Genomic DNA, 23,841 nt, shown 5'->3' with positions numbered 1-23,841 from the left:
CTAGTTTATCTTGTGATAGGTGACCTTGCCTTCCGGGGATACGATCCGCTGGTAGTTGGAACTTGGCGCGGGAGGCGCTGCCGGAGCCGGCCTCCGTCGCGTTGTGCGCGGCATATCCTCGGTGGCCGGTTCCGCCTCGGTGGCGCTGGCAACCGCCGCCGTATCTTCGGCGGGCGGGGGGAGCTCCACGACGCGCGGCTCGTCGCCACCGTGATTTCCCGACATTTCCGGTGCCTGCTTGGCGATGTTGGCGTTGACCTCGCCGAAGCTCCCCCGCAACCGGTCGTCCAGCGCCTCGAACCGGCTTTGAAATCCGTTGTTGACGGTGTCCAGCCGCGCGCTCATTCGCTGCTCGAACTGGCCGAGGTCTTCCAGCCGCGCCTCGATCGCGCGCAGGTCGTTGATGCCACGGTAGAGATAGACGGCCGCGGTGGCGTTCAGAAGGGCAAACAGCGCCAGGCCGACACAGACGGCAACGGCCACTCTGAACCGGCTCTTCTCCTTGTCGAGCAATGGCGGTTCGACCGCCGCCACCAGTTCGTCGGGATCGCTGATCGTTGTCATTGGACCACCACCTTGGTGCCGACAGGCACGCGCCTGAAAAGATCGATGACATCGGTATTGGTCAAGCGAAAACAGCCCGACGTGCCGTCGAAACCCACGCCCGAAGGGTCGTTGGTGCCATGGATGCGATAGAGCGTGTCGCGACCGTCCCGAAGCAGATAGAGCGCCCTTGCGCCGAGCGGATTGTACGGCCCCGAGGGAACCATCTCAGGCAACTCCGGCCGGCGGGCGCGCATTTCTTTGGGCGGGCGCCAAGCCGGCCACTCGGTCTTTGACCCCACCTGGACCGTACCCGTCCAGCCAAATCCATCGCGTCCGACGCTGATCCGGTAGCGCAGGGCCTCGCCCTTGCCGGTCACCAGGTAGAGCGCTTTTTCCTGCTTGCGGATGATTATGGTTCCAATCTTCTCGGCCGTGGGAAACGCCACCATCTTGCGCAGGCTGGGACCCATGGCCGGCAAAGGCGGGCGGCTGTCCGCCCACGCGCTCTGTCCGGCTGGAAGCGCCAGCGCCAGGCCGAGGAGGCAGGCGGCCGTCAGTCGAAAGCGATGGCCGCTAGCGGGCCGCATCGTCGAGCCGCTCGCGGAACATCTTCTTCAGATCCTTGTTGAAGCGCGCTCGGCCATCCACTTCGGACGGCAGCATCGCGCGGTTCAGGGCGTCGGCCAGCAGGGCGTTGTCGAGGCTGACCGATTTGATGTTCGGCGCCTTGAAGATCTTCTCCAGCTCGCCGCGCGAGAAGTGGTTGCCGAACCATTTGCGCTTGTGCTTGTTGGCCACCAGCGTGATGCTGACGTTATTGCCGCGCAGCTCGCGGATCTTCTTGTAGAGCCGTTTGCCTTGCCGCAGCGAAGCGACATTGAGCTCGAAGACGATGAAGATCTCGTCGCTCGTCGACAGCACGGAATTTTGCCAGGGCGTTTCGATGTTCGGCAGGTCGATGACGATGTCGTCGAAACGGTAGGCGACAAGGTCGAGCAGCCGGAAGACGAAATCGGCGCCCTGCCGCTCGAACGGCAGCTGCGGCCGCTCGAAGGCATAGAGCGTCAGGCCGGAAGGCCGCGACAGCTTGATGACATCCATCAGTTCGACATCGAGCCGTTCCGGCTGGCCGATGATGCCGGCAAGGTCGAACTGGTTGAACAGGTTGAGATAGGCGCCGCAATTGGCGCTCTGGAAGTCGAGGTCGACCAGGCAGGTCGAGGCCGCGCGCTCGGTCGATTTCGAGGCCAGGAATTCAGCTGCCGACAACGCCAGCGTCGTGGCGCCGGCGCCGCCGCTGGCGCCGACGAAGGTGATGATGCGGCTTTTGGTACCCTGGTTGCCGCTGTCGTGGAAGGTGACGGCGTTGAGCAGCTCCTTGCCGTCGAGCGGCTTGTGCAGCCAGTCGGAGGCGTTCATGCGCACCAGCACGCGCGTCTGTTCGGACGTCAACTCGTCCGAAACCGCGATCAGCGGCACGGTTGCCCACAGTCCACGCGCCTCGACGATGCCTGGATTGCCAAGCAATTCGCCATTGCCGAGATCGAGGATGACGATGCCCGGGCGCGTCTCGGCCGGTGGGCCTTTGAGGAAGTCGCCCGTCTCGGCAACCCGCACGTCATAGATCGCCAGCGCATCGAGCCGGGTCGCCACATCGCGCTTGAAATTCGGATCGGAGGAAAACAGCGCGACCTGCTTTCGCTTGGTGGGCAGGACCTTGGTGTTGATGGCGTTCATGGATAGGTGCTCTTCATGTCTTCGCCCGTGACCGTGCTCAGCATGGAGGGCATGGTGATGGTTCCGAATCCGAGAAACCCGGCCAGAAAGAAGAACTGGAAGGGATGATTGACGATGCTGACGGTGATCGTTGGCACCGGCCCACTGGGGCGTGTCCAGTAACCGAGGCCTGAAGCCTGATATTGGATCTGGACCTCGGATTTCAGAAGGGTTGGCAGGAATGTCAGCATGCCCGGCCGGGAGCTGCTGCCGCTAAAGATAAAGTCGAAAGCGGCTTGGCTCACATTGAGGTTCTGGCACGTGGCGCCTGTTCCGCAGCTGCAAGATACTGCTCCGGCGGCACTGGCGGTACAGATGTAGCTGTAAGTGTTGGCTGGAACCGCCTTTCCCACGTCCAGTGGGTCGCTGGGGGTTTTTGCCTCGAGCAGAAGTCCGCTGGCGATCGGAGCGGAAATCTGCGCCAGCCTGGCGCCAGCCTGCACCGCCTTGTTGCCGGCATTCCATTGGTAGAAAGCGTAGCCGAAGTCGACGAAACCAAGCAGCAGAGTGAGCAGCACGGGCATTGCAATGGCCGCCTCCACCATTGTCGCGCCGGATTGGTTTCTCCAGAACCTGCCGCGCGACATCACCATCCCAAGACACGCTCCTGATGGAAAACATTGAGCGTAAGGGCACCAAAGCCAAGATAAGACCAGAGGCCCAGAGTGGGATACGGATATGCGGTGCTGACCTTCACCACAATGACCGTGCCGGTGCTGCTGAGATAGAGCTCGGTGCCGGTCGAATCGATCGCCTGGATCGATTTTGCTTTGGTGATGGAGACTTGACCCGTGGTCCACCCGGTAACCCTAGCGCTACCGTTCGTGACGGCCCCGTTCACGGCCAGGTTTGTTGCCAACGCGGAACAAGTATCCCAGTCGCTGCTGCAGCGCGCCATATAGCGAGCGGCATCCTCGACGCCAGCTGCGAGAAGCAGACGCGTGTTGAAGATGTTCGAGAATTCGAAGACGCCGGCCGACAGCAGCAACACGAGTGGCATGACGATCGCTATCTCGACCAAGGCAGAGCCTTGTTCGTCATGGTGGAACCGCTGGAGGAACTGCCTTAGTTTGATGAACATGGCGCTACCGGTACAGTTGCGCTTCGTTGCGAAACGCCTTGTCGACAAGGGTATTATTGGCAAAGGCGCCATCCACGTCGACGATCTCCAGACTGATGGGTTTCTCGCCTGCGGAAGGATCGTCTGGATCCTTCGTGTTGTCCTGCTTCTGAACCGGCGTGTTAATGAACACGCTGACATAGCCGTCCGGCTTGATCGAGACGTGACCGTTTAGCTTGTCCTCGTTGGCGAGGCAGTTGACGATCGCCATGTTGAGCAGCCGGCGATCTGGATCGAGTGTCGGGTTAGGACCCTTGTAGCAGGATGGATCGCCGCTTTCCTTGGTCGGATTCAGCGACTTGTCACCGACAAGGCTTTTGGCGATCTCGTACTTGTAGACGTCATATCTTGATGCGGGAGCGCTCGTGGAGCCGGTCGGGTTGGTGGTGCTGGGGACGTTCGGATACGCCGTCCCGTGGTTGACCTGCCAGTAGCTTGTCCAGAAGCTCTGCGATCCGATCGCGTCGGACATTCCCTTCGCATCGACGTAGTTGGTGCCCGGAGGCAAAGGCAACGCGGTGTTGTCCGTCACGGGATCGTACTTGCTGCAGCCGGTCTTCTGGCCCTTGCGAACGTTGGTCGCCGGCCTGTAATTGAAGTCCTTGCTGTCGTTGTTCAACGAGCCGCTGTAGAGATCGAATCGGGTGTTGAGGCCAGTGTTGACCTGGCCAAGGGTGACGCCGGTCTTCGTGGTCAGTGCGTTGCGATTGTAACAGGTTCCCGAGGTGCCGATCGCAATGGCATCTCGCAGCGAGCTGAGATTGTTGTCGATCAGGCCGAAATTGCCGGGGCCAGGATTGGAATCGACTTTCAAAATACGGAACTCTCTCCCGTAAGTATCGCCCGAGGCAAAGGCTTGCTGGATCGTCTTGCTGGTCGAAGAATCCGCTGTCTCGAACGGGTTGCACATGAACAGGGGAACGGTTTCGCAGATTGACTGAACGAACCCGGCCACCGCCTGCGGCTGGATATCCATGGTGTCCTTGCTGCCGACCAGACTTGCCGGAAAGATCGTCGCGAAGGCACCTGCGCCAGCCGCAACGCCGGAAGCGTTGATCGTGACTTCAGCGAATGAAACAGCCTTGGGATCGGTGCTTGCCCAGTTTGTGCCATCGGCATCGACGCCGGCAGCACTCAATGCGGTTTCGTCGCTGGCGGGGATGCCGGTCAGATAGGTGACGGTCATATCGGCTAAAACCAGCGGATGATCCCCGGATGTCGAAAACAGGGTGTTGTTGGTGACGAGGGTTGTCACGGCCAAGTTGGCCCGGGTGATGGAATCCGATCTGCCGTCCAGTTCCGCGGCGGCGGCAAGCGCCATCGCGTCGATGCCCTTCTGCAGATCGTTGTGGAGGCTGTTGACGCGGCTCATGTCGATGGCAAGCACCGAGAAGCCGATGAGCACGGGTATCATAATCGCTACGAGGATCATCGCTATGCCGCGTTGATCGTTCCAGAAGGCTCGAATGGTCCCCAACATGACCTTACTCTCTGCTCTCTCGCGCAAGGGCCCCTCGCATGCCCAGCGCCCTCCGCATCCTTCCGTTCAGTTCACGGCGTCGTCACACCCGATCCACCGACATTGACCGTGATGGCCGGCGGTGGCGGGGGTGGCGGCGGAAATTTGTAGTTGTGCGCGATAGCGGCGGCGCGCGTGCCGTCGCCTTCGATATGCGTGTTCCTGGAGGCCGGATTGAGCGGGTCGACCGTCTGAAGCATCGAGTTGAACTTCTGCGTGTCGCCGGCGGCCAAGGTCACCGTGTCGTAGTGGTTCAGATAGTCCGCGGCGCAGCCCGAAAGCGACCCGGCGCACAGAATGAGGATCAAGGCGCTATTTCTTGACATAGAGCATCTTGTCCTTCGATTTGAAATCCAGCATGTGGCCATAGGGGCCGGTGACGCCGTCGCCTGTTTCATATTTGCGGATCATGTCCTTGTTCACTTCGAGCTGCCCGAGCACGAAGAACTCCGGATCGTTCGCGGGCCGCGTCTTGTCGAAAGGCGTCGCCAGCTGTTCGCCGGGCTTCACCGGCCGCACGATGTGCGGCGTGACGACGACGACCAGTTCGGTCTCTTCCTTCTGGCTGTTCGAATTGCGAAACAGCGTGCCGATGACCGGCACCTGGCCGAGCCATGGCACCTGCTCCTGAAGCTTCGCCGTCTTGCTCGACAGGAGCCCGCCGACCGCGAAGCTCTGACCGTCGCGCAGCTCGACGACGGTTTCCAGCTTGCGGTTGGTGAAGATCGGATCGCCGGCTGTGGTGAAGCCGGTCAGGTCGCTGACCTCGGGCGCCAGCTGGATGTGGATCTTGTCGTCGGCGAGCACCACCGGCGTGAACAGGAGATTGACGCCGAATTGCTTGTACTCGATCTGGACCTCGCCATCTTTGTTGACACTGCGGATGGGAACCTGGCCGCCGGCGTTGAAACTGGCGGGTTCGCCGGAGAGCGTGGTCAGGTTTGGCTCGGCCAGTGTGCGCACCACGCCCTTGGCCTCCAGCGCCTCGATGATCAGATCGACCTTGATGTTGCTGTCGATGACGCGCGTGATCAGCGCTGCGAACGGATTGCTGTTCGACAACAGACCACTGACGAGGTCGCCCGCTCCGAGCTCCGCCCCGTCCTTGTCCACGGTGGCAATACCAGTTGCGACTCGAGTCGTGCCGCTGCTGTTCCTGCTCCTGATCGACACGCCAAGGTCGCGGCCGGCATTGCGTTTTGCTTCCAGCACACGCACTTCGAGGTTGACCTGCTGGCTGTCGTCGACCGTGACGGCATTGATGATGGCATCGGGCCCGTATTGCTGGGCAACCTCCATGATGGCCGCCAGCGTGGCGCCGTCCTTGACATGGCCGCCAAGCCGCACCCTGCCATTCACCGAGCCGATTTCGATGCGCGATCTCGGCGAAACCTGGCGGATCGCCGCCGCCATGTCGCTGACATCGACGCCGACCTCGATCTGGATGACGCCAAGCGAGCGCTTGTCCGGCGAGAACAGGTTGACCGTGGTGGTGCCGGCGCCCTTGCCGATGACATAGAGCGTGCGGTCGGTCATTGGCTGCGCATCGGCGATCTTCTCGTCGCCGACGACGATGTCGCCGAGATTGGCATTTACCTGGATTGTCACCGATTGCGACATCGGCAGGAAAACACGATGGACGCTGGGGTTGGACACGTCGATGAAGCGGTCAGCCGCCTCGGCCACGAGGCTCGACAGCAAAAACGCCACCAGACAGGCCAACGCGCCCGCCGCCATCCTCAACCAAGTCCCCTGCATCCCCGTCTCCCAAATGCTGCTTAAGGCAGCCACCGTGTCGCGCGGTATTATGCCGCAATACTATCATGGTTGTCGCGGCACGTCATATGTCTCGAGCTTCACGCCCCGGAACACGCCTACCGACACATTCTTCGGCGGCTCGGGCTGTACATACTTGACCACTTCCTTGACGACTTCCCGCACTTCAGCTGCCGCCGCTGGAGCGGGCTTAGCCTTGCCCAGTTCGTCAAGCCGGCTTCCAACGCGCTCCACGGCCTGGGTGAGCCCGGCAATCTTGTCCTCGGCACGCTTGCGCTCAGCTTCCGCCAATGCGTCCGCGGCAGCTTTCTTCTCGAGTTCGGCCTGTCGCTTGGCGACGTCTTCTGGCATTTCGCCGGTCAGGTCGGAAAGCGTCACCCGCTCGGTGGCCTCGCCCTTGCTGGCCGCCGCCTGGCGCAGCGCCAGAGACAATTGGCCGGCGCCGGCTGCCAGGGTCAGCTTCTGTGCGTCCTTGGTGCTGACCTCGAGCGTCACTGACTTGACGACGGTCGGGCTGTCCTTGCTCACATCTGCAACCTGGTCGATGGCGAGAACCTTCATGCTCTGCAGCAGCACGTCGACGAAACTCTTGTCCGCACCGTCGTCGCCACGCACCGTGCGCGTCAGCAGAATATCGACGCGGTCGCCGGGGAAAACGAATCCAGCCACCCCAAGCACGTCGTTGACCCTGATGGAAACGGCTTTCATGCCTTCGCCCAGCACCGCCGAGAGCGTGGCGCGCTGGCCGGGGCCGGTGATCTTGGTGGCGAGGACAGGCTCATTGGTGCCGATCGCCTGCAGCGCCTGCTTTACGCCTTCGCCAGTCAGCATTTCTTTCGTTGTCTTGAAAGCGCCGGCCGGAACCGCGCCCGCCGGCCACGCGATTTCGCGCAACTTGTCCTCGGTCAGCGTGTCACCGAATTTCAAAGGTATGGCTGCCACCACCACCGTATCATGCGGGACGTCATCCGTCCGCGCCATGGCATTGCGCTGGCTGGCCAGCCAGATATTGGCGAGCACCACCGCCAGCACGCCGAACACGCCGGCGAGGACAATCATGATAAGCGTATTAGCGCGCATTTTTCCACCCCACCATCGCCCGCCGGGCGAATGTAAGCCCCTTCAAAGCGCAGAATACTGGGCCGAAATCGAATGATTCCGGCCCAGAGTGTTTTAGCAGGTGCCACCGGCACCGCCGGTGCTGGATACACCCTTGGTGTTCAGGTTCGCGCAAAGGCCGGTGAATTGACTGCCGACCCATCCGCCGATGGCAATAATCGCAACGATCGATGCCGCGGCAACAATGCCGATCAGGATCGAGTATTCCACCATGGCAGCGCCGTTCTCATCGTCGTGGAACCGCCTGGCTACGTCGATAAGCCTTTTCATGCCTATCTCTCCTTCATTGGCCGATTCCGGCCCAAAGAGCTGGTTACAGCGTCAGCAGGTGCCAGTGCCCGAGCCAGTGCTTGATACACCCTTGGTGTTCAGCTTCGCGCAGAGGCCGGTGAACTGGCTGCCGACCCATCCGCCGATAGCGATGACCGCAACGATGGATGCCGCTGCAATGATGCCGATCAGGATAGAATATTCGACCATGGCAGCGCCGTTTTCATCGTCGCGGAACTGCCGGGTCATCGTCATGAGCTTCTTCATGTCAATTTCTCCCTTTGGAGGTTTGAACCCGACGAGACAGAGCCAAGGATGAACTCCATACCCAAGCATCCCCCGTCATCTCGATCCTAGGTCCCGAGAAATTGCGGAGTCAAACGGGATTAACGGTTCCTTAACTTCCCAATACATGAACTTGCGAGTTGAGAGCGGCTTTAAATTTCAGCAAGAGCTTGATTCGTCTAATTTTTCAAGCGTCCTTAACCATTCGTTCACAATTATGCGTAAGGACTAATAAAGTGATGGCTACTTTAGATGTGTAGCATATCCCTTTATATCTAGGGGGTTATAGCCAGATATGGAGTGGATTCCGATGTCGGAGCACGCAAGGGCACAGGAGGATATAAAGCATAGTCGCACACTCATGTTTGGCAACGCGGGGATCATAAATAAAAACGATATTTTTTGGGTGCGCTCCTTAACTATGTTGAAAGTATTGCCGGCATGTGAGGCGCTCCGGCGCTTGTGCGTCGCTTGGTTAACGTTTAGTTTCCGCTAATATGCGCTGGAGGGGTATAAGGGATTATGCTGGGGCGGTTTATCAAGGGACCAAGCGAGCAGCAGGCCGCGACAAAGGCCGAGCCGCTGACTGTACTGCCCATCGTTCCGGCTGTTTCTCCAGTTGTTGATATAGAACCCCATGGCGACGACTTCCTGACGCTGAAAGTCGAACTGCATCGCCATTTGATTGACAGGTTCAATCTATCCGCGCTCGAAACCGCGTCCAAGGACGAGATCCTGAACGAGATCCGCCCGATCGTGCGCGAGTTCGTGCGCAGCCACAGTGTGCCGCTGAACGCACGCGAGCTTGATCAAATTACCAGCGAGACTGCCGACGAGATGCTGGGACTCGGCCCGATCGAACCGTTGCTCAAGGATGACACGATCACCGATATCCTGATCAACACCCACAAACGCGTCTTCATCGAGCGGCGTGGCCTGGTTGAAGAGACGGCCATCCGCTTTCGTGACGAGGCGCATCTGCTGCGGGTCATCAACAAGATCGTTTCAGCCATCGGCCGGCGCGTCGATGAATCCTCGCCGATGGTCGATGCCAGGCTGGAGGATGGATCGCGCGTCAACATCGCGGTGCGGCCGATCTCGGTCGACGGCCCGCTGGTGTCGATTCGAAAGTTTTCCAAGAATCCCTATTCGCTCGAACGCCTGGTGGCGCTCAATTCGATCCGTCCGCCAATGGTCGATCTGCTGCGGATCGCCGTGCAAGCGCGCAAGTCGGTCCTCGTTTCGGGAGGGACGGGCAGCGGCAAGACGACTTTGCTCAACGCGCTGTCGAGCTACATCCCGTCCAGGGAGCGCCTGATCACCATCGAGGACGCGGCGGAACTGCAGCTGCAGCAGCCTCATGTCGGCCGGCTGGAGACACGCCCGCCCAGTGTGGAAGGAAAGGGAGAGGTTCGCCAGCGCGAGCTGGTCAAGAACGCGCTCCGCATGCGCCCCGACCGTATCATCGTCGGCGAGGTTCGCGGCGAAGAGGCCTTCGACATGCTCCAGGCCATGAACACCGGCCACGAGGGCTCGATGACCACCATCCATGCCAACACGCCGCGCGATGCGATCTCGCGGCTTGAGCAGATGGTCGGCATGGCGGGAATGCCGATGACGCATGAGTCCATCAGGGCGCAGATCGCTTCCGCCATCGACGTCATCGTGCAGACACAGCGCCTGTCCGACGGCGGCCGGCGCGTGACATCGATATCGGAGATTACCGGTATGGAAGGAAATGTCGTCCAGATGCAGGAGATCTACACCTTCGTGCGTCGCGAGGTGACGGTTGACGGTCAGATCGTCGGGGAATTTCGCGCTACCGGCGTTCGCCCACGTTTTGCCCCGGAAGCGGCGACTCTCGGGCACCATTTCGCCAAGGACGCCTTCAATCCCCAGGTTGCGCTCTGATGCCCACCGGCCAGACCTTGCTCTACTTTATTTACACGCTTACGGCCGCGGCCGTCATTCTCGCCGGCGAGGCGCTGTATCTGTCTTTCGCCGATCGCCGATCCCGTGCCGGCATGATCAACCGGCGGCTGAAGCGATTGTCCGATGAGGTCCCGGCCGAAAGGACCTTGCAGGGATTGCTGCGCGAACGCGGCCTGACGGATACCGGTGATTTTCTGTTCGGCATGGTCGGCTTGAACAGGCTCTACACCCAATCCGGCATTACCGGAAACCCGCTGACTTTCGCCGCGATGTTCCTGCTCTCAGCCCTTGCGATTGCGCTGCTGTTCTCATTCCTTCTGCGTTTTTCCATATTGCCTTGCATCCTGATTTTTCTGGTGACCGGATTTGTCCTGCCACTTCTGCTTCTGCGTCGTGCGCGCAGGAAACGGATCCAGAAATTCGCGAAACAGCTCCCCAATGCGCTCGACATGATCGTGCGTTCGCTGCGGGCGGGGCACCCGGCAACGGTGGCCATAGGCCTGGTCGCGCGCGAAATGCCCGATCCGATTGGCACGGAATTCGGCATCGTCTCCGACGAAATCACCTTCGGACTGAGCATCGAACAGGCGGTGCGGAAGCTTTCCCAGCGCGTGGGCTTCGAAGGCCTCCACCTGTTGTCGGTGTCGCTGTCGATCCAATCGAAAACGGGCGGCAACCTGACCGAGATCCTGGCTAATCTTTCGTCGGTTCTGCGCGAACGTCAAAAACTCAGGATGAAGATCAGGGCGCTTTCGTCGGAGGGCCGGGTGTCCGCGTGGATCATTTCGCTTTTCCCGCTCGTAATGTTCCTGCTCCTCCAGCTCGCCGCTCCGACATATTACGGCCAGATATGGCACGACCCTTTGATCATGCCGGTGTTCGTGATCTTCGGAACATGGGCGCTGCTGGGTGACTTCATCATGTATCGCATGGTCAATTTCGATTTCTGACAGGAGCGAGCCATAAACCTGCTATCGAATATTCAGGGACTGAGTTTCCTGGTTTCCACCGCGGTGTTCGTGGCGGCTGCGTCGCTGTTTCTGTTCGGTGCGCTTGTCTTCTTGCCGGCGTTGCAGACGCGCAAGCTGGTTGCCCAGAGCCTGACGTCGGAAGGCATCGTCGACCGCCGCTCGCTCGCGGGGCAGGAACAGTTGCTCAAAATCTCGGCGCAGCGTCCAGTTGACGCCTACTTTCGATCGATGGAGAAGGAACGCAACGAGCCAAATGCGCTCGAGGCGAAGCTTTTTCGCGCCGGGTTTTATCAACCCAGTGCTCCGCTCATCTACACCTTGTCGCGGCTGGGCGCGGTCTGTATCGGCTTTTTGGTTGCCTATGCCCTCCTTGTACGAGTACTCCCGCCTCAACTCCCTGCTTTCATGGCCTTTGCCGGTTCCGCGTTGTTCGGACTCGCCTGCATCGTGATCCCAGCTATCCTGCTCGACCGCTTCGAGAATGCCCAAAAACAGATCTATCGTCGCGGGTTCCCCGATTTCATGGACATGATGATCACCTGTGCCGATGCCGGCATGAGCCTGGAGGCGGCGGTCGAACGTGTCGGCGCCGAGCTGGCAGGCACCCACAAATGGCTGGGTATCCAGCTTGCGATCATGAACCTGCAATTACGGGCCGGCAAACCGTTGCGGGAGGCGCTGCGTGAACTCGCGGACCGCATCGGGCTGGAAGAAGCGCGCTCCCTGGCCGTGCTGTTCCGGCAGTCGGAAGAACTCGGCACCAGCCTGACGGAGGCGCTGCGCGTCTATAGCGACGAGATGCGCGGACAAAGAATTCTGACCGCTGAGGAGAAGGCCAATGCTCTGCCGGTCAAAATGATGATCCCGTTGGGATTATGCATCTTCCCGGTGGTCATGATGGTGATCATGTTGCCGGTGATCATCCGCATGAAGGGCATTTTCTTCTAAACGGTTCTATGCTTTGATTCTAAAATAGAGTCGCCGGACTCTGGGGGATAAAATGACAGGGCCAATGCGCCTCGCAACCGTCGTCGCTGCCAGTCTGTTGATGGCAGCCCTTGCCGGCTGCCAGACAAACGGCGCCGACACCACTGGCGGTGTCGTGCGCACCAATGAACCGTCGAAAGGCGATGTGACGTCCTTTGGCGATGCGTTCGACGGATTGAAGACGGTCAGCGACGTCGAATATTACGCATCGGACCAGGCCGTGGCCGAAGCCAAGAACCAGTTCCGCGCGGAAAACTATGGCAACGCCGGCGCGCTGTTCTTCAAGGCGACGCAACTCGCCCCCAATGACGGCGGCGCCTGGATGGGACTGGCCGCTTCGTGCGACCGGATCCACCGCTTCGACCTCGCCGACCGTGCCTATGGCCGCGCCTTCAAGCTGATGGGGCCGTCGCCCGAATACTACAACAATGTCGGCTATTCCGATCTGCTGCGCGGCAAACTGCAGGACGCGCGCGGCAATTTCCTCAAGGCTTATGAGCTGGCACCAAACGATCCGACCGTAGCCAACAATCTGAAGCTGCTGTCGTCGAGCGTGCAGAACATCGAGCGCTAGCATGCTGCTCGTCGAAGCGCTGCTGTTGAAGGCCCTCGCCATCCCGCTGCTCGCCAGGATTGCGTGGCTCGACTTCACGACGCAGAGGATTGCCAATCGCGATGTGCTGCTGCTGCTCTGCCTGGGAGTGGGGTCCCTGTTGCTGCTTGTGCTCCGATCCGGATCCTGGTTGGACATGGGCTTGAGCGCGGCTGCCGGCCTCGTGCTGTTTGTAGCCTTGTTCCCGTTCTGGCTCTTGCGCAAGATCGGCGCCGGCGACGTCAAGCTGATGGCGGTCGTGCCTTTTCTGACCGGCGGCGAAGACCTCGTCGTTTTTTCCGTGCTGCTCCTGGTTTTCGCCCTCGTCACCGCAGGGGCAATGAAGAATCCATTCCTGCTGCCCGCGGGCGCCTTCCGCATCTACGTCCAGCATCTCGATCGCAAAGGCGTTGTGCCGTTTGGCGTGCCGATCTCGGTCGCGGCGATCTGCACGACAGCCCTCGTGATCTATGAAAATATGGTGTTGGCGAACAGTTCTGGAATCCTGAATCAGCTTAACTAACCCCGGCAGCGCGGGCAGCCGCCATCGACCAGAAGATTCCGGTTGTGATCGTCGATTGGATGGCACCTGCGCGATCGACTGCCAAGGGGTCAACGGACATAGGCTTGGCGCCCTTGATCTGGTCCTTGCAGGTACTTCGCTTCGTTGCCGCGCTGATGGTCGTATATGTCCACGCGGCCCAGACCGCCGTTACGGCCACCGGATCCAATGGCCTGTTGCCTCACGATTTGCAGGTGGCCGGCTTCGCGGGCGTAGACATCTTTTTTGTCATATCCGGGGTGATTATTGCCAGGACGGCACCTGGCCTGACCTGGCGATCCTTCGCTTGGAGACGGTTCCGGCGCATCGTTCCGCTCTATCTGCTGATCAGCATCCCCTATGCGATCGTCGCCTACAAAACCGGCTTCGGCTGGCGGGACGCGGTGGCGACCCTCCTGCTGTGGCCCGCTACGGATCAAATGACCGCGCCAGCATTGCCCGCGGCCTGGACGCTGTGCTTCGAAATGCTGTTCTACGCCGCCGCAACCGTGGTTCTCGTCGACCGGCGGCTGCTATGGGGTCTCCTCGGTATCTTCGGCCTCGCAATGATGTTTCGCTCGGCGGGCCCGGTGCTGCAGTTTCTTGGCAACCCGCTGATCATCGAGTTCGGCTTTGGCATCGCTCTCGCCTATGCACCCAAGTGGAAACCGGCGGTATGGTGCCTGCCGATCGGCGCCGCGGCGATGATCACGGTGGGATTCATCGGGATGGCGCCGCAAGGGGGAACGATGGAGTTTCTCGCCGGCGATAACGGGTTCCAGCGCGTGCTGGTTTACGGTCTCCCGGCGGCGATGATCGTCTTCGGCACTATGCAGATCGACGCACAGCCGAGCGCATGGACGGTTCTCGGTGATGCCTCCTATATGCTTTATCTGATCCACACACTGCCGATAACGCTGCTTCTGGTGGTGTGGACCGTTTTTCCGATTCCTGCCGACCTCATCATCGTGATCGGCACCGCAACATCAGTTCTTTTCGCTTGGCGGATGTACATCCTGTTCGAGTTGCCGCTGCGCAAATTCCTGCGCCGGTATGATCCCCAGCTGAAGACTGGCCGCCATCCAACTGGCCTGGCACTACGGGATTGACGCATGCGCTTCGACAGAAGCTGCCCAGCTTCGAGACGGAAATCTTGTTCCCGACGACTTCTCCATGATCGGCGGCGGCAGTCACGAAATATTACGTGAGGGAACGCCCGGGCCGCCAGTAGCTTTGACAATCGAGGCGGTTGTCGCCTCGTTCAAAACTCCAAAGGAGATCAAGAATGCCCAATCAAGGTGGAAGCCATGAGCAGCATGTGAAAGCAGGCCAGCAGAGCCATAAGAACATGGACGACAAGAACCGTCAGCAGCAGGCGGCGGGCGGCAGCCAACGCCAGCAAGGTGACGGGTCGGGCACGCGCGGCGGGACCCATGAACAGCATGTGAAGGCTGGCCAGCAAAGTCACAAGAATCGCTAGCCAGAGCTTGATGGCACTGAGCCCGTCCCGAGCAATCGGGATGGGTTCTGCATGTCACACCACTCATCGAAAGCCGCCCGGTTCACTGCCGGCCAGCAAACCGAGAGAAAAGGATTTTGATGCCCGATCCGAGAGAACCCGATCCCAACCGCGATGTGCCCATGCCGGCTCCCAATTGGAAGCCCGAGCCGATCGGCGAACCGGAGCCGGACCGATTGCCCGACGAGGCGCCGCTACCCAATCCCGACGAGAATGAAGAGCCCCCGATGCATGCGGCCGGCTGACCGGATTGCGCACGTCGTTGGGGTCACTCTTCGTCGAAGCGGCCGCCTTCCCTCGAAGGATCGCGTGAAATGACCGCCTCCTCGACATCGTCGGGCAATGCCTCGTCGCTTTCCTGGTAGGGGTTGTCGTCGTCTTCCTCGGGCAAGTCGCCTTCCTCCTCGGCCCCGTCTTCCACCGCCGCATTGTCGGGAAGGATTTTCGCCCCTGCGAGCGCGTCCCAGTCCTGCTGCCCCATGGCGGGACCTTCGGTTTCGTCGGGGTCTTCGGCCTGCACCGCCGGTTGCTCTGTTTTGCGGGGGTCCATCGTCGTTCTCCGAAATCCTGAGGAGTTGCCCCGGTCGCCTGGCGCCCGGGGCACAAACTTGCCAGCTAGGCGGCCTGTTCCAGGGCACGCTCGTTGACGCCGCCCTCGCCAAGGCTGGAAAGGGCCTCGTCGGTCGCCATCTCCTCCTCGAGGGTCGCGTTGAGGAGGTTGACCACCTCGCCCTTGCCGAGCTGTTCGGCCCAGGCGATCAGCGTGCCGTAGCGCGCGATCTCGTAGTGTTCGACGGCCTGCGCCGCCCCAACCAGCCCGGCGTCCAGCGCGGGGGCGCCCTTGTATTCCTCGAGGATTTCCGAACCCTCCTCGAGGATGCCGTCGATGGCGGGGCAGGTCTTGCCCCGGGCCGGCTTGTCGAGAAGCTCGAAGACCTGTTCGAGGCGATCGACCTGGCCCTCGGTCTCCGCCAGATGTTTCTCGAACGCCGCCGCAAGGTCCTCGGATTCGGCGCCCTTTGCCATTTTCGGCAGCGCCTTCAGGATTTTCTTCTCGGCATAGTAAATGTCCTTCAGCCCGTCGAGGAACAAGGCTTCAAGGCCCTTCGTTGCCGCTTTCTTCGCAGTCGCCATAATTGTCATCTCCAATTGTCGTGAAGCCCACCATCGGTGTAGCTGGGACTCAACTTGCTATCGGGACGGTTGTTCCAGCCGTCTCGCAAAGAGGCTGCCTCCGGCTCGGCCCACGCGCCGCCGCGGGGCGAACTCCCTCACTGGATCTGCCGCATGGTGCACTGGCGCGGCGCCTTGTCCGGCCGCCAGCGCAACAATTTGGTGCCATGCCGGAACCTGTCGCCGGTGACGTGATCGAAGCGGACCTCGACCACCAGTTCCGGCCGCAAGGGTTCCCATTCGCCGCTGCGCTGCGTGCTCCAGCGGCTCGGTCCGCCTGGCGCCTTGCCGGTGAAGCCAGGTCCGCCACGCAGCTTTTCCAGCTTTCGGGTGACGCCGGCCCGGTCGTCCCTGCCGATGGTCGAGGTAAAGCCGACATGGTTGAGTTTGCCGCTCTCCTCGTAGAGGCCGAGCAGGAGCGAGCCGACCTCCTTGCTGCCGGCCAGATAGCGAAATCCGCCTACCACGCAGTCGGCCGTACGCAACCGTTTGACCTTGACCATCGCGCGTTCGCCAGGCCGGTAGGGGTCGGCCAGCAATTTGGCGACGACGCCATCGGTGGGGCCGTGGCCGGCCCCTTCCAGCCAGCGCCTGGCGGCCGCCGGATCGGTCGCGCTGGGCGAGAGCCGCAAGCCGGGTTTGGCGCTATCCCGAACGAAGCCTTCGACCGCCCGGCGGCGGCTCGACAACGGTTCGTCAAGCAGGATCGTCCCGTCCGGCGCAACCGGCATGTCGAACAGGATCAGCCGCGCCGGCGTTTGCACGCTCAGCTTGCGGATACGGCTTTCGGCCGGGTGAAGCCGCATCTGCAGTGCGTCGAAAGAAAGCTGGCCTTCGAGTTCGATGACGATTTCGCCATCGACAACGAAGTTGCGGGCCTCGACCTGCTGCAGCATGGCGACGAGCTCCGGGAAGTAACGGCCGAGAGGTTTGCCGGATTTCGCGCGCAGGTCGACATCCCTGTCGCCTTTGAAGGCGAGGCAGCGAAACCCGTCCCATTTGGGCTCGTATTGCCAAAGGCCTTCGCCTTCCGGGAGGGCATCGGCGGCCTTGGCCTCCATGGGAGGCGTGTCCAGGGGGAGGGCAAACCTGTCCTTCATTGAGCCGTTCAGTGGGCGTGGTGTTCGGCATTCCTCTTGCGCGTCGCCGCCGCCTTCTTTGCCGATTCGGACCGGCTCGCGGCCGATCGGGAAGCCGACGCCTTTCCGCCGCTCTTGCCGCCCTTGTGCGCTGCTGGATGGCCCGTGTGCTTGCCACGCCCGGAGCCACCTTCCTTCTTGCCGCCACCATCGTCCTTGTTGACCGTTGCCCATGCGCGGCGCTCGGCTTCCTTGTCGGAGACGCCACGCTTCTCATAGCCTTCGGCGATATGGTCGGCCTTGCGTTCCTGCTTGTCGGTGTATTTGGATTTCTCGCCTCGTGGCATGATCGCTACTCCTTCTCGCTGGAGGTTGAACGTTAGGCCGGCGCCCGGGTTCCAACGCGGTCGGCGAACCGCCGTTCCCGACATCGCCCATGACCGCGGCCTGGCTGCTACTCCTCGGGCGCCGTCGCTGGTGCGGTGTAGCGCCGCCGTACGGCATCGAGCACCCGCTTGCGGCTCTCTTCCGCCGAAAGCTTCCTGTCCTTTTCCGCCTCGGCGGTTTCGCGGGCGAGGTCCTTGTCCCTGATCTGGTGGCGGAACCATTTCGAATAGTCGCCCGCGCGCAGATGGAACTCCCAGGTCTTGTCGTCTATGCCTTCGGCCATCTGGGCAAAGATCATCAGATTATGGGCCCTCAGGTTCATTGCATCGTCGGGACCGCGGAAATAGAAGCTGCCGGTCTCATCGAGTTGGCCCTCGGCATATTTGCGGCTGTGGCGCTTGAGAGACTGGCGAGGTTCGATCACCTTGACCGTCGTGAGTTTTTTGCGCACCTGCGGCCGCCAGAAAAGAACCCGGTCGCCCTTGGGCGTGGGAATGTCCTTCGGTGGCTCGATGCCGGTCTCGCGGCAGAAGGCCTTCACCACGTCCTTCGCCGTCGGTCCAAGGGCGATAACGGCCGTAACCAGGCGCAGGGCGTCGGTCGAAATCGCTTCGGGATGGACGGTGATCAGGATTGTGCCCGGCAGTTCCAGGGAGAGCACGGAGCGCGTATCGTCGCGGCGCTTCGGAAGAAGATGGTGCGCTTCGTCGATGACCAGCCAATGCGGTCTCGCGGTGCGGCGGCGGAAGCTGCCAAGGCCAGGCAGCAGGTCGGCAAAGAAATCAGGCCGTTCGTTGACACGCAGCGAAAGCCCGTTGACGACGACATTGCTGTCGGCCTTGGCGACCAGATCCAGCACCTGCGCCTTTGTGGGCGCGCTCGATCCGTCCCCCAGCCGAACCGCACCCTCGAGGCCATCATAATCGCCCTCAGGGTCGAAGACGCAAAACTGAAATCGGTTCTCGACGAAGCGTTCCGTCAGCGCGGTGGCCAGGGTGGATTTGCCGATGCCCGAACTGCCGGCGATGAGCACGCTGTCGGTCGGCGACAGATAGATGTCGTCGCCACCTGACGATCCCAGAACAATGCCGTCGTGGCGCCTCGGCACGATCCCATGGTCGCGCTTGATCAGCTTGGCGATCAGTTCCTCGACGCCTTTGCCGCGTGCACCGCGCGTGACCAGGGTTGCGGTGCTCTTGACCGCGGGAATGGCATTGTCGACCGCAACGCTGCAGCCGCAGGCCTGCAGGAAGGCATGATCGTTCTCGGCGTCGCCGATACCCACCACATTATGCGGCGACAGGCGAAGATCCTCGAGCGCGGCAGCCAGCCCGGTGGCTTTGTTGACCCCGCTCGGCAGGATCATCACCGCACCCTTGTTGAAGATGATTTCGAGCTCGAGCCCCATCTTCTTGATGACTTCGAGCACGGTCGCCTGATGTGGCTCCCAGGTGGCGACGATCGAACGTCCCACCGAAAGTGGCTTCACCCCCTGCTTTTTCAGTCTGGCGACGAATTTGGGCTCCGGCGATAGCGAGATCACCCGCTCCTCCTCGCTCGCCGGGGTATAGATCAGGGCGCCGTTCTCGGCGACGACCTTGTCGAACAGGCCGACATCGGGAAACACGCGCTTGAGGTCGGGCAGCTCGCGTCCGGTGACCAGAAGCAGTTTACGGCCACTTTTCTTGAACCGCTCCAACGCGGCGAGCGTCTTCTTGGAGACAGCCCCGTCATGCGCGAGCGTCCCGTCATAATCGGTCGCCAAGGCAATGAAATACATTGCGATGACCTCAGTAGCCGCCGACGATCGGCAGGATCTCGCCGGTGATGTAACTCGAGCAGTGCGGAGAGGCCAGGAACACATAGGCCGGAGCCAGTTCCTCCGGCTGTGCCGGCCGTTTCATCGGCGTGTCCGCGCCGAATTTCGAGACGTCGCCGGCTTGCTTGTCGGACGGATTGAGTGGCGTCCACACCGGGCCAGGCGCGACCGCGTTCACTCTGATGCCCTTGGCGATGAGATTGCCCGAAAGCGCGCGCGTGAAGGCATGGATGCCGCCCTTGGTCATCGAATAGTCGACCAGTTGCTTCGAGCCGTCTATGCCGGTAACCGAACCGGTGTTGACGATCGCCGAGCCTGGCTTCATGTGCGGCACCGCTTCCTGTGCCATATGGAAATAGCCATAGAGATTGGTCTTCAGCGTCGTGTCGAAATGTTCTTCGGTCAGGTCGCTGAAGTCGCTGGAATGGATCTGGAAAGCGGCGTTGTTGACCAGCACGTCGATGCGGCCGAATGTTTTGACCGTGGCCGCCACGGCATCGTGGCAATCCTGCCGTTCGCTGACGTCGGCCTTGATCAGGATGCAGCGTCGACCTTCTTTTTCGACGGCGGATTTCGTCTCTTCGGCGTCCCTGTCCTCGGCCAGGTAGACGATCGCGATATCGGCGCCTTCGCGGGCGAACAATACCGCCACCGCACGACCGATGCCGGAATCGCCGCCGGTGATGAGAGCCACCTTCTCCTCGAGTTTCCTTGATCCGAGATAATAGGGAGCATCGTAGAGTGGGGCAGGTTCGATCGCCGCTTCATGCCCGGGTTTGGCCTGATGTTGCTTGGGGAAGGGCGGCTCGGGATAGGTGCGCGCGCCTGCCTGCATGGCGTGCTCCGCCTTGCCGTTGCGCTTCGATTTGTCCTTGGCATCGACGCCGCGCTGGATATGGCGCTGCTTGGCGGCTTCACCGGCGGTCCGGGATTTCGTCTCCATGGTGGTTCTCCTGGGCTGAAGAAAGTTCGCGCGCCAAACCGAAAGGTCAGCGCGACGCATAAGCTTGTCGAGAGGTGTCGCCGCCCGTCCGCGTCAGTCCTTGACATAGGCGCCGGGTTGGCGGCCCGATTTTGGAGACTTCGCGTCCTTCGAACGTTCGGAGATCGCCGGGCCCGCACCGGATGTCTTTTCGGTTGCAGGGCTGGGTGTCGCCTTGCCAGGCGGGTTCTGGCCTTCGGACTGATGTGTTTTCTCATTTGTCTGATCCGCCTGCCGCGTGAGCCCCATCCCGCCTGCCGGCGGCTTGTTGCCCGCCGCATCGGGCGAGAAATCGTCGCTCGGATCCGGGCCGGTCCTGGCGGGATACTTCCGTGCGCCGGTTTCATATTCGGTCCTGTCGCGTGCCATGGCTGCCTCCGTGTTTGCCTGAACGCAAAACAGCCGCGGGCCGATCAGGTTCCGAACAAACGCCTTTGAACCGCCATGCAGGCTGTGCCGCCAGGGCAAGTGTTTCGCATCGGTCGCCAAAAACAGAATGTCGTTCCTTACGGATCGCATAGGTGCGATATAAATATCGGCTACTGGCGATATACGGGGAATTCATGGATCACGATGCCATCCTGAAGGCGTTGGCCCATCCGGTTCGGCGCCAAATGTTGAACTGGTTGAAAGAGCCGGAAATGCATTTCACGAGCCAGGAACATCCACTGGCCATGGGCGTTTGCGCGGGGCAGTTCGAACGTTGCGGTCTGTCGCAATCAACCGTGTCGGCCCATCTCGCCACGCTTTCATCGGCGGATCTGGTGACCACACGCCGCCTTGGTCAATGGGTCTTCTACAGGCGGAACGACGAAACGATCGCCGCTTTCCGCGCTTCGCTCTCCGATATCTGAACCTGCATTTGCTTGAGTATGAAAGGCCTTCCGATGACCACACTTTTCGACCCGATAGCGGCCGGCGACCTCGCCCTCGCCAACCGCATCGTCATGGCGCCGCTGACGCGCAATCGCTCGCCGAATGCGGTTCCAGGGGATCTGTCCGTCACCTATTACCGCCAGCGTGCCACCGCGGGCCTGATCGTGACCGAAGCGACCGCGATCACTCATCAGGGCCAGGGCTATGCGAACGTGCCGGGTCTTTACGCGCCAGAACAGCTCGCCGGGTGGAAGAAGGTCACCGACGCAGTGCACGCCGAAGGCGGCAAGATCGTCGTTCAGCTCTGGCATGTGGGTCGGATTTCCCACACATCGCTGCAGCCGGGAGGCGGCATGCCAGTTGCGCCGTCGGCGATCCGCGCGAAATCCAAGACATTCCTGGTGGGTGCCGACGGCAGCGGCAGCTTTGCCGAGACGTCCGAGCCGCGGGCCCTTGAGGAAGGCGAGATCCAGGGTATCGTGCAGGATTTTCGGCGCGCCGCGAAAGCGGCGATCGAGGTCGCCGGTTTCGACGGCGTCGAGATCCACGCGGCCAATGGCTATCTTCTCGACCAGTTCCTGCGTTCGGGCAGCAATCATCGGACCGATGCTTATGGCGGTTCGATCGAGAACCGTGCCCGCTTCCTGTTGGAGGTGGTGGAGGCGGTCGTCGGGGAAGTCGGCGCCGGCCGGACCGGCATTCGGCTCTCGCCGGTGACGCCGGCCAATGACTCCTCCGATCCCGAACCCCAGCCGTTGTTCGAATACGTGGCCAGGAAACTCGGCCGTCATGGATTGGCCTATGTCCATGTCATTGAAGGCGCGACAGGTGGGGCCCGTGATTTCCAGCAAGGCGAGCGGCCGTTCGACTATGCCGCCTTCAAGGCGGCCTACCGCGATGCGGGCGGCGCCGGCGCCTGGCTGGTCAACAATGGCTATGACAGGGAACTCGCGGAAGCCGCGGTTGAGGCAGGGCGTGTCGATCTGGTCGCTTTCGGAAAATTGTTCATCGCCAATCCCGATCTCGTAGGCAGATTACAACAAGGCATCGCGCTGAACGCCCCCGACAGCAATACGTTCTACGGGGGCAGTTCGAGGGGATATACGGACTATCCGACGGCGGCATAGCAGGTCGCCGACTGAACCGAAGTTCCGGCGGATCGCGGTCAATCCCGCCATGCCGGAACTTCGACCGATCACTCAATGCCGCCCGGGATGCCCAGCCCATGACACATAAAAAGCAGCTGCGGCTCGGCGCGTTCATGCGCCCGGTCAGTTTGCATACAGGCGCCTGGCGTTATCCCGGCGCCTATCCGGACGCCAATTTCAACTTTGCCCATCTGAAGCGCTTCGCCCAGACGCTTGAGGCGGCGAAGTTCGATGCCTTCTTCATGGCCGATCATCTGGCAGTGCTCAACATGCCGATCGAAGCGTTGCGGCGCAGCCATACGGTGACGTCGTTCGAGCCGTTCACGCTGCTGTCGGCGCTGGCCGCCGTCACCGATCATATCGGGCTGGTCGCCACGGCATCGACGACCTTCGATGCGCCCTATCATGTCGCGCGCCGCTTCGCCTCGCTCGATCATATCAGTGGCGGCCGCGCCGGCTGGAATATCGTCACCACGTCCAATCCCGACGCGGCGCTGAACTTCGGTCTCGACGAACATGTCGAGCATGATGAGCGCTACCGGCGGGCGCGGGAGTTCCACGATGTCGTGACGGGGCTGTGGGACAGCTTTGCCGACGACGCCTTCATCCGCGATCCTGAAAGCGGGCTCTATTTCGATCCGGCGAGGCTGCATGTGCTGGATCACAAGGGCGAGCATCTTTCGGTGCGGGGCCCCCTCAACATCGCTCGGCCGGTGCAGGGCTGGCCCGTCATTGTCCAGGCCGGCGCGTCGGAAGCCGGACGGCAACTGGCGGCCGAGACGGCGGAGGTCATCTTCGCCGCGCATGCCGACCTCGCCGCCGGGCAGCGTTTCTTTGCCGACGTCAAGGGCCGGGCGCAGAAACTCGGCCGCTCGCGCGACGACATCAAGATCCTGCCCGGCGCCTTCGTCATCGTCGGCGACAGCGCCGAGGAAGCACAGGCCAAGCGAGCCAGGCTCGACAGCCTCGTCTATTACGAAAGCGGCATCGCCTCGCTGTCGATCGCGCTCGGGCATGATGCGTCCGGTTTCGACCCGGACGCGCCCTTGCCGGACATTCCCGAAACCAACGCCAGCAGGAGCGGCCGCGAGCGCGTCATCGAACTGGCGCGCCAGGAGAAGCTCACCGTCAGGCAGCTCGCGCAAAGGCTGGGCGGCTATTCCGGCCTTGCCTTCGTCGGCACGCCAGGGACCATCGTCGACGACATGGAGGAATGGCTCGTCGCCGAGGGCTCCGACGGGTTCAACGTCATGTTTCCCTATCTGCCCGCCGGACTTGATGATTTTGTCGGCAAGGTCGTGCCTGAACTGCAGCGGCGGGGCATATTCAGGCAGCAATATGAAGGATCGACCCTGCGCGAGAACCTCGGCCTGAAGCGGCCTCCCAACAGGTTCTTCGCGTAGAACATCATCCGAGGAGGGCTA

The 23,841-nt window shown here is 61.5% G+C and carries 29 protein-coding genes; 11 read left to right on the top strand and 18 right to left on the bottom strand.

The genetic code is table 11. From position 1 onward, the window contains the following. The 11 genes from EN845_RS14450 to EN845_RS14400 all read right to left on the bottom strand — a co-directional run bounded on the left by EN845_RS14450 (nt 1) and on the right by EN845_RS14400 (nt 8,393). On the bottom strand, nt 1–564 hold the full coding sequence (locus EN845_RS14450; protein WP_127870455.1) for a hypothetical protein: 564 nt from the start codon (nt 562–564) through the stop codon (nt 1–3). Further along, nucleotides 561–1,133 (bottom strand): L,D-transpeptidase, encoded by a 573-nt coding sequence (locus EN845_RS14445; RefSeq protein WP_127870456.1) that lies wholly within the window; start codon nt 1,131–1,133, stop codon nt 561–563. The genes EN845_RS14450 and EN845_RS14445 overlap by 4 nt, the downstream gene beginning before the upstream one ends. Continuing rightward, the gene (locus EN845_RS14440; protein WP_127275395.1) at nt 1,120–2,283 is read right to left on the bottom strand and encodes an AAA family ATPase; all 1,164 of its coding nucleotides are present in this window, start codon (nt 2,281–2,283) and stop codon (nt 1,120–1,122) included. The genes EN845_RS14445 and EN845_RS14440 overlap by 14 nt, the downstream gene beginning before the upstream one ends. After that, complete coding sequence (locus tag EN845_RS14435) at nt 2,280–2,915, bottom strand: TadE/TadG family type IV pilus assembly protein (RefSeq protein WP_127870457.1); 636 nt, start codon at nt 2,913–2,915, stop codon at nt 2,280–2,282. Before EN845_RS14435 ends, EN845_RS14440 begins: the two co-directional genes overlap by 4 nt. Beyond that, nucleotides 2,909–3,403, bottom strand: a complete 495-nt coding sequence (locus EN845_RS14430) for a TadE/TadG family type IV pilus assembly protein (protein ID WP_167531360.1) — start codon at nt 3,401–3,403, stop codon at nt 2,909–2,911. The genes EN845_RS14435 and EN845_RS14430 overlap by 7 nt, the downstream gene beginning before the upstream one ends. A gap of 4 nt (nt 3,404–3,407) precedes the next feature. Further along, nucleotides 3,408–4,949, bottom strand: coding sequence for a pilus assembly protein TadG-related protein (locus EN845_RS14425; protein WP_127870459.1), 1,542 nt, complete (start codon nt 4,947–4,949; stop codon nt 3,408–3,410). Nucleotides 4,950–4,993: 44 nt separating this feature from the next. Continuing rightward, complete coding sequence (locus EN845_RS14420) at nt 4,994–5,269, bottom strand: hypothetical protein (RefSeq protein WP_245511741.1); 276 nt, start codon at nt 5,267–5,269, stop codon at nt 4,994–4,996. Nucleotides 5,270–5,273: 4 nt separating this feature from the next. After that, entirely contained in the window at nt 5,274–6,719 is a 1,446-nt protein-coding gene (locus tag EN845_RS14415; RefSeq protein ID WP_127870461.1) for a type II and III secretion system protein family protein, read from the bottom strand. 63 nt (nt 6,720–6,782) lie between these two features. Then, nucleotides 6,783–7,817: a Flp pilus assembly protein CpaB gene (cpaB, locus tag EN845_RS14410; RefSeq protein WP_127870462.1), complete on the bottom strand. Its 1,035-nt coding sequence runs from the start codon at nt 7,815–7,817 to the stop codon at nt 6,783–6,785. Between the two features lie 93 nt (nt 7,818–7,910). Continuing rightward, on the bottom strand, nt 7,911–8,126 hold the full coding sequence (locus tag EN845_RS14405) for a Flp family type IVb pilin (RefSeq protein WP_127870463.1): 216 nt from the start codon (nt 8,124–8,126) through the stop codon (nt 7,911–7,913). A gap of 51 nt (nt 8,127–8,177) precedes the next feature. Next, nucleotides 8,178–8,393 (bottom strand): Flp family type IVb pilin, encoded by a 216-nt coding sequence (locus EN845_RS14400; RefSeq protein WP_127870464.1) that lies wholly within the window; start codon nt 8,391–8,393, stop codon nt 8,178–8,180. Between the two features lie 540 nt (nt 8,394–8,933). Between EN845_RS14400 and EN845_RS14395 the strand changes: the two genes are divergently transcribed. The 8 genes from EN845_RS14395 (at nt 8,934) to EN845_RS14360 (ending at nt 15,198) form a co-directional block, all read left to right on the top strand. Next, complete coding sequence (locus tag EN845_RS14395) at nt 8,934–10,322, top strand: CpaF family protein (RefSeq protein ID WP_127870465.1); 1,389 nt, start codon at nt 8,934–8,936, stop codon at nt 10,320–10,322. After that, nucleotides 10,322–11,293, top strand: a complete 972-nt coding sequence (locus EN845_RS14390; RefSeq protein WP_127870466.1) for a type II secretion system F family protein — start codon at nt 10,322–10,324, stop codon at nt 11,291–11,293. Before EN845_RS14395 ends, EN845_RS14390 begins: the two co-directional genes overlap by 1 nt. An 18-nt stretch (nt 11,294–11,311) precedes the next feature. After that, on the top strand, nt 11,312–12,262 hold the full coding sequence (locus EN845_RS14385) for a type II secretion system F family protein (protein WP_127870467.1): 951 nt from the start codon (nt 11,312–11,314) through the stop codon (nt 12,260–12,262). Nucleotides 12,263–12,314: 52 nt separating this feature from the next. Next, nucleotides 12,315–12,875, top strand: coding sequence for a tetratricopeptide repeat protein (locus EN845_RS14380; protein ID WP_167531359.1), 561 nt, complete (start codon nt 12,315–12,317; stop codon nt 12,873–12,875). A 1-nt stretch (nt 12,876) separates the two neighbouring features. Continuing rightward, nucleotides 12,877–13,416, top strand: coding sequence for a prepilin peptidase (locus EN845_RS14375; protein WP_127870468.1), 540 nt, complete (start codon nt 12,877–12,879; stop codon nt 13,414–13,416). 104 nt (nt 13,417–13,520) lie between these two features. Beyond that, nucleotides 13,521–14,543: an acyltransferase gene (locus EN845_RS14370; protein WP_245511740.1), complete on the top strand. Its 1,023-nt coding sequence runs from the start codon at nt 13,521–13,523 to the stop codon at nt 14,541–14,543. A 176-nt stretch (nt 14,544–14,719) separates the two neighbouring features. Continuing rightward, nucleotides 14,720–14,914, top strand: coding sequence for a hypothetical protein (locus tag EN845_RS14365; protein WP_127870469.1), 195 nt, complete (start codon nt 14,720–14,722; stop codon nt 14,912–14,914). A gap of 119 nt (nt 14,915–15,033) precedes the next feature. After that, nucleotides 15,034–15,198, top strand: a complete 165-nt coding sequence (locus EN845_RS14360; RefSeq protein WP_127281181.1) for a hypothetical protein — start codon at nt 15,034–15,036, stop codon at nt 15,196–15,198. 23 nt (nt 15,199–15,221) lie between these two features. Here EN845_RS14360 and EN845_RS14355 read toward each other — a convergent pair whose 3' ends face one another. The 7 genes from EN845_RS14355 to EN845_RS14325 all read right to left on the bottom strand — a co-directional run bounded on the left by EN845_RS14355 (nt 15,222) and on the right by EN845_RS14325 (nt 20,882). After that, nucleotides 15,222–15,503, bottom strand: a complete 282-nt coding sequence (locus EN845_RS14355) for a hypothetical protein (RefSeq protein WP_127281180.1) — start codon at nt 15,501–15,503, stop codon at nt 15,222–15,224. A 65-nt stretch (nt 15,504–15,568) separates the two neighbouring features. Next, the gene (locus tag EN845_RS14350; RefSeq protein ID WP_127870470.1) at nt 15,569–16,087 is read right to left on the bottom strand and encodes a ferritin-like domain-containing protein; all 519 of its coding nucleotides are present in this window, start codon (nt 16,085–16,087) and stop codon (nt 15,569–15,571) included. 137 nt (nt 16,088–16,224) lie between these two features. Further along, nucleotides 16,225–17,226 (bottom strand): ATP-dependent DNA ligase, encoded by a 1,002-nt coding sequence (locus EN845_RS14345; RefSeq protein ID WP_127870471.1) that lies wholly within the window; start codon nt 17,224–17,226, stop codon nt 16,225–16,227. 8 nt (nt 17,227–17,234) lie between these two features. Continuing rightward, nucleotides 17,235–17,552 carry a hypothetical protein gene (locus tag EN845_RS14340; RefSeq protein WP_023771230.1) on the bottom strand — a complete coding sequence of 106 codons (318 nt, stop codon included), beginning with the start codon at nt 17,550–17,552 and terminating at the stop codon, nt 17,235–17,237. A 107-nt stretch (nt 17,553–17,659) separates the two neighbouring features. Then, complete coding sequence (locus tag EN845_RS14335; RefSeq protein ID WP_127870472.1) at nt 17,660–19,372, bottom strand: HAD-IIB family hydrolase; 1,713 nt, start codon at nt 19,370–19,372, stop codon at nt 17,660–17,662. Nucleotides 19,373–19,382: 10 nt separating this feature from the next. Further along, a complete protein-coding gene (locus tag EN845_RS14330) occupies nt 19,383–20,354 on the bottom strand; it encodes an SDR family oxidoreductase (protein ID WP_127870473.1) in 972 nt (323 codons plus the stop codon). Between the two features lie 93 nt (nt 20,355–20,447). Further along, a complete protein-coding gene (locus EN845_RS14325) occupies nt 20,448–20,882 on the bottom strand; it encodes a hypothetical protein (RefSeq protein WP_245464446.1) in 435 nt (144 codons plus the stop codon). Between the two features lie 74 nt (nt 20,883–20,956). Here EN845_RS14325 and EN845_RS14320 point away from each other — a divergent pair, with 74 nt between their 5' ends. The 3 genes from EN845_RS14320 to EN845_RS14310 all read left to right on the top strand — a co-directional run bounded on the left by EN845_RS14320 (nt 20,957) and on the right by EN845_RS14310 (nt 23,820). After that, nucleotides 20,957–21,247 (top strand): metalloregulator ArsR/SmtB family transcription factor, encoded by a 291-nt coding sequence (locus tag EN845_RS14320; protein ID WP_127279601.1) that lies wholly within the window; start codon nt 20,957–20,959, stop codon nt 21,245–21,247. 33 nt (nt 21,248–21,280) lie between these two features. After that, on the top strand, nt 21,281–22,396 hold the full coding sequence (locus EN845_RS14315) for an alkene reductase (RefSeq protein ID WP_127870474.1): 1,116 nt from the start codon (nt 21,281–21,283) through the stop codon (nt 22,394–22,396). 98 nt (nt 22,397–22,494) lie between these two features. Then, on the top strand, nt 22,495–23,820 hold the full coding sequence (locus EN845_RS14310) for an LLM class flavin-dependent oxidoreductase (RefSeq protein WP_127870475.1): 1,326 nt from the start codon (nt 22,495–22,497) through the stop codon (nt 23,818–23,820). Nucleotides 23,821–23,841 lie beyond the last annotated feature (21 nt).

This window comes from Mesorhizobium sp. M8A.F.Ca.ET.202.01.1.1 (assembly GCF_004791595.1).
Taxonomy (GTDB): Bacteria; Pseudomonadota; Alphaproteobacteria; order Rhizobiales; family Rhizobiaceae; genus Mesorhizobium.
The sequence above is the reverse complement of the archived record's forward strand: the minus strand, read 5'-3'. Positions and strand labels throughout refer to the sequence as shown.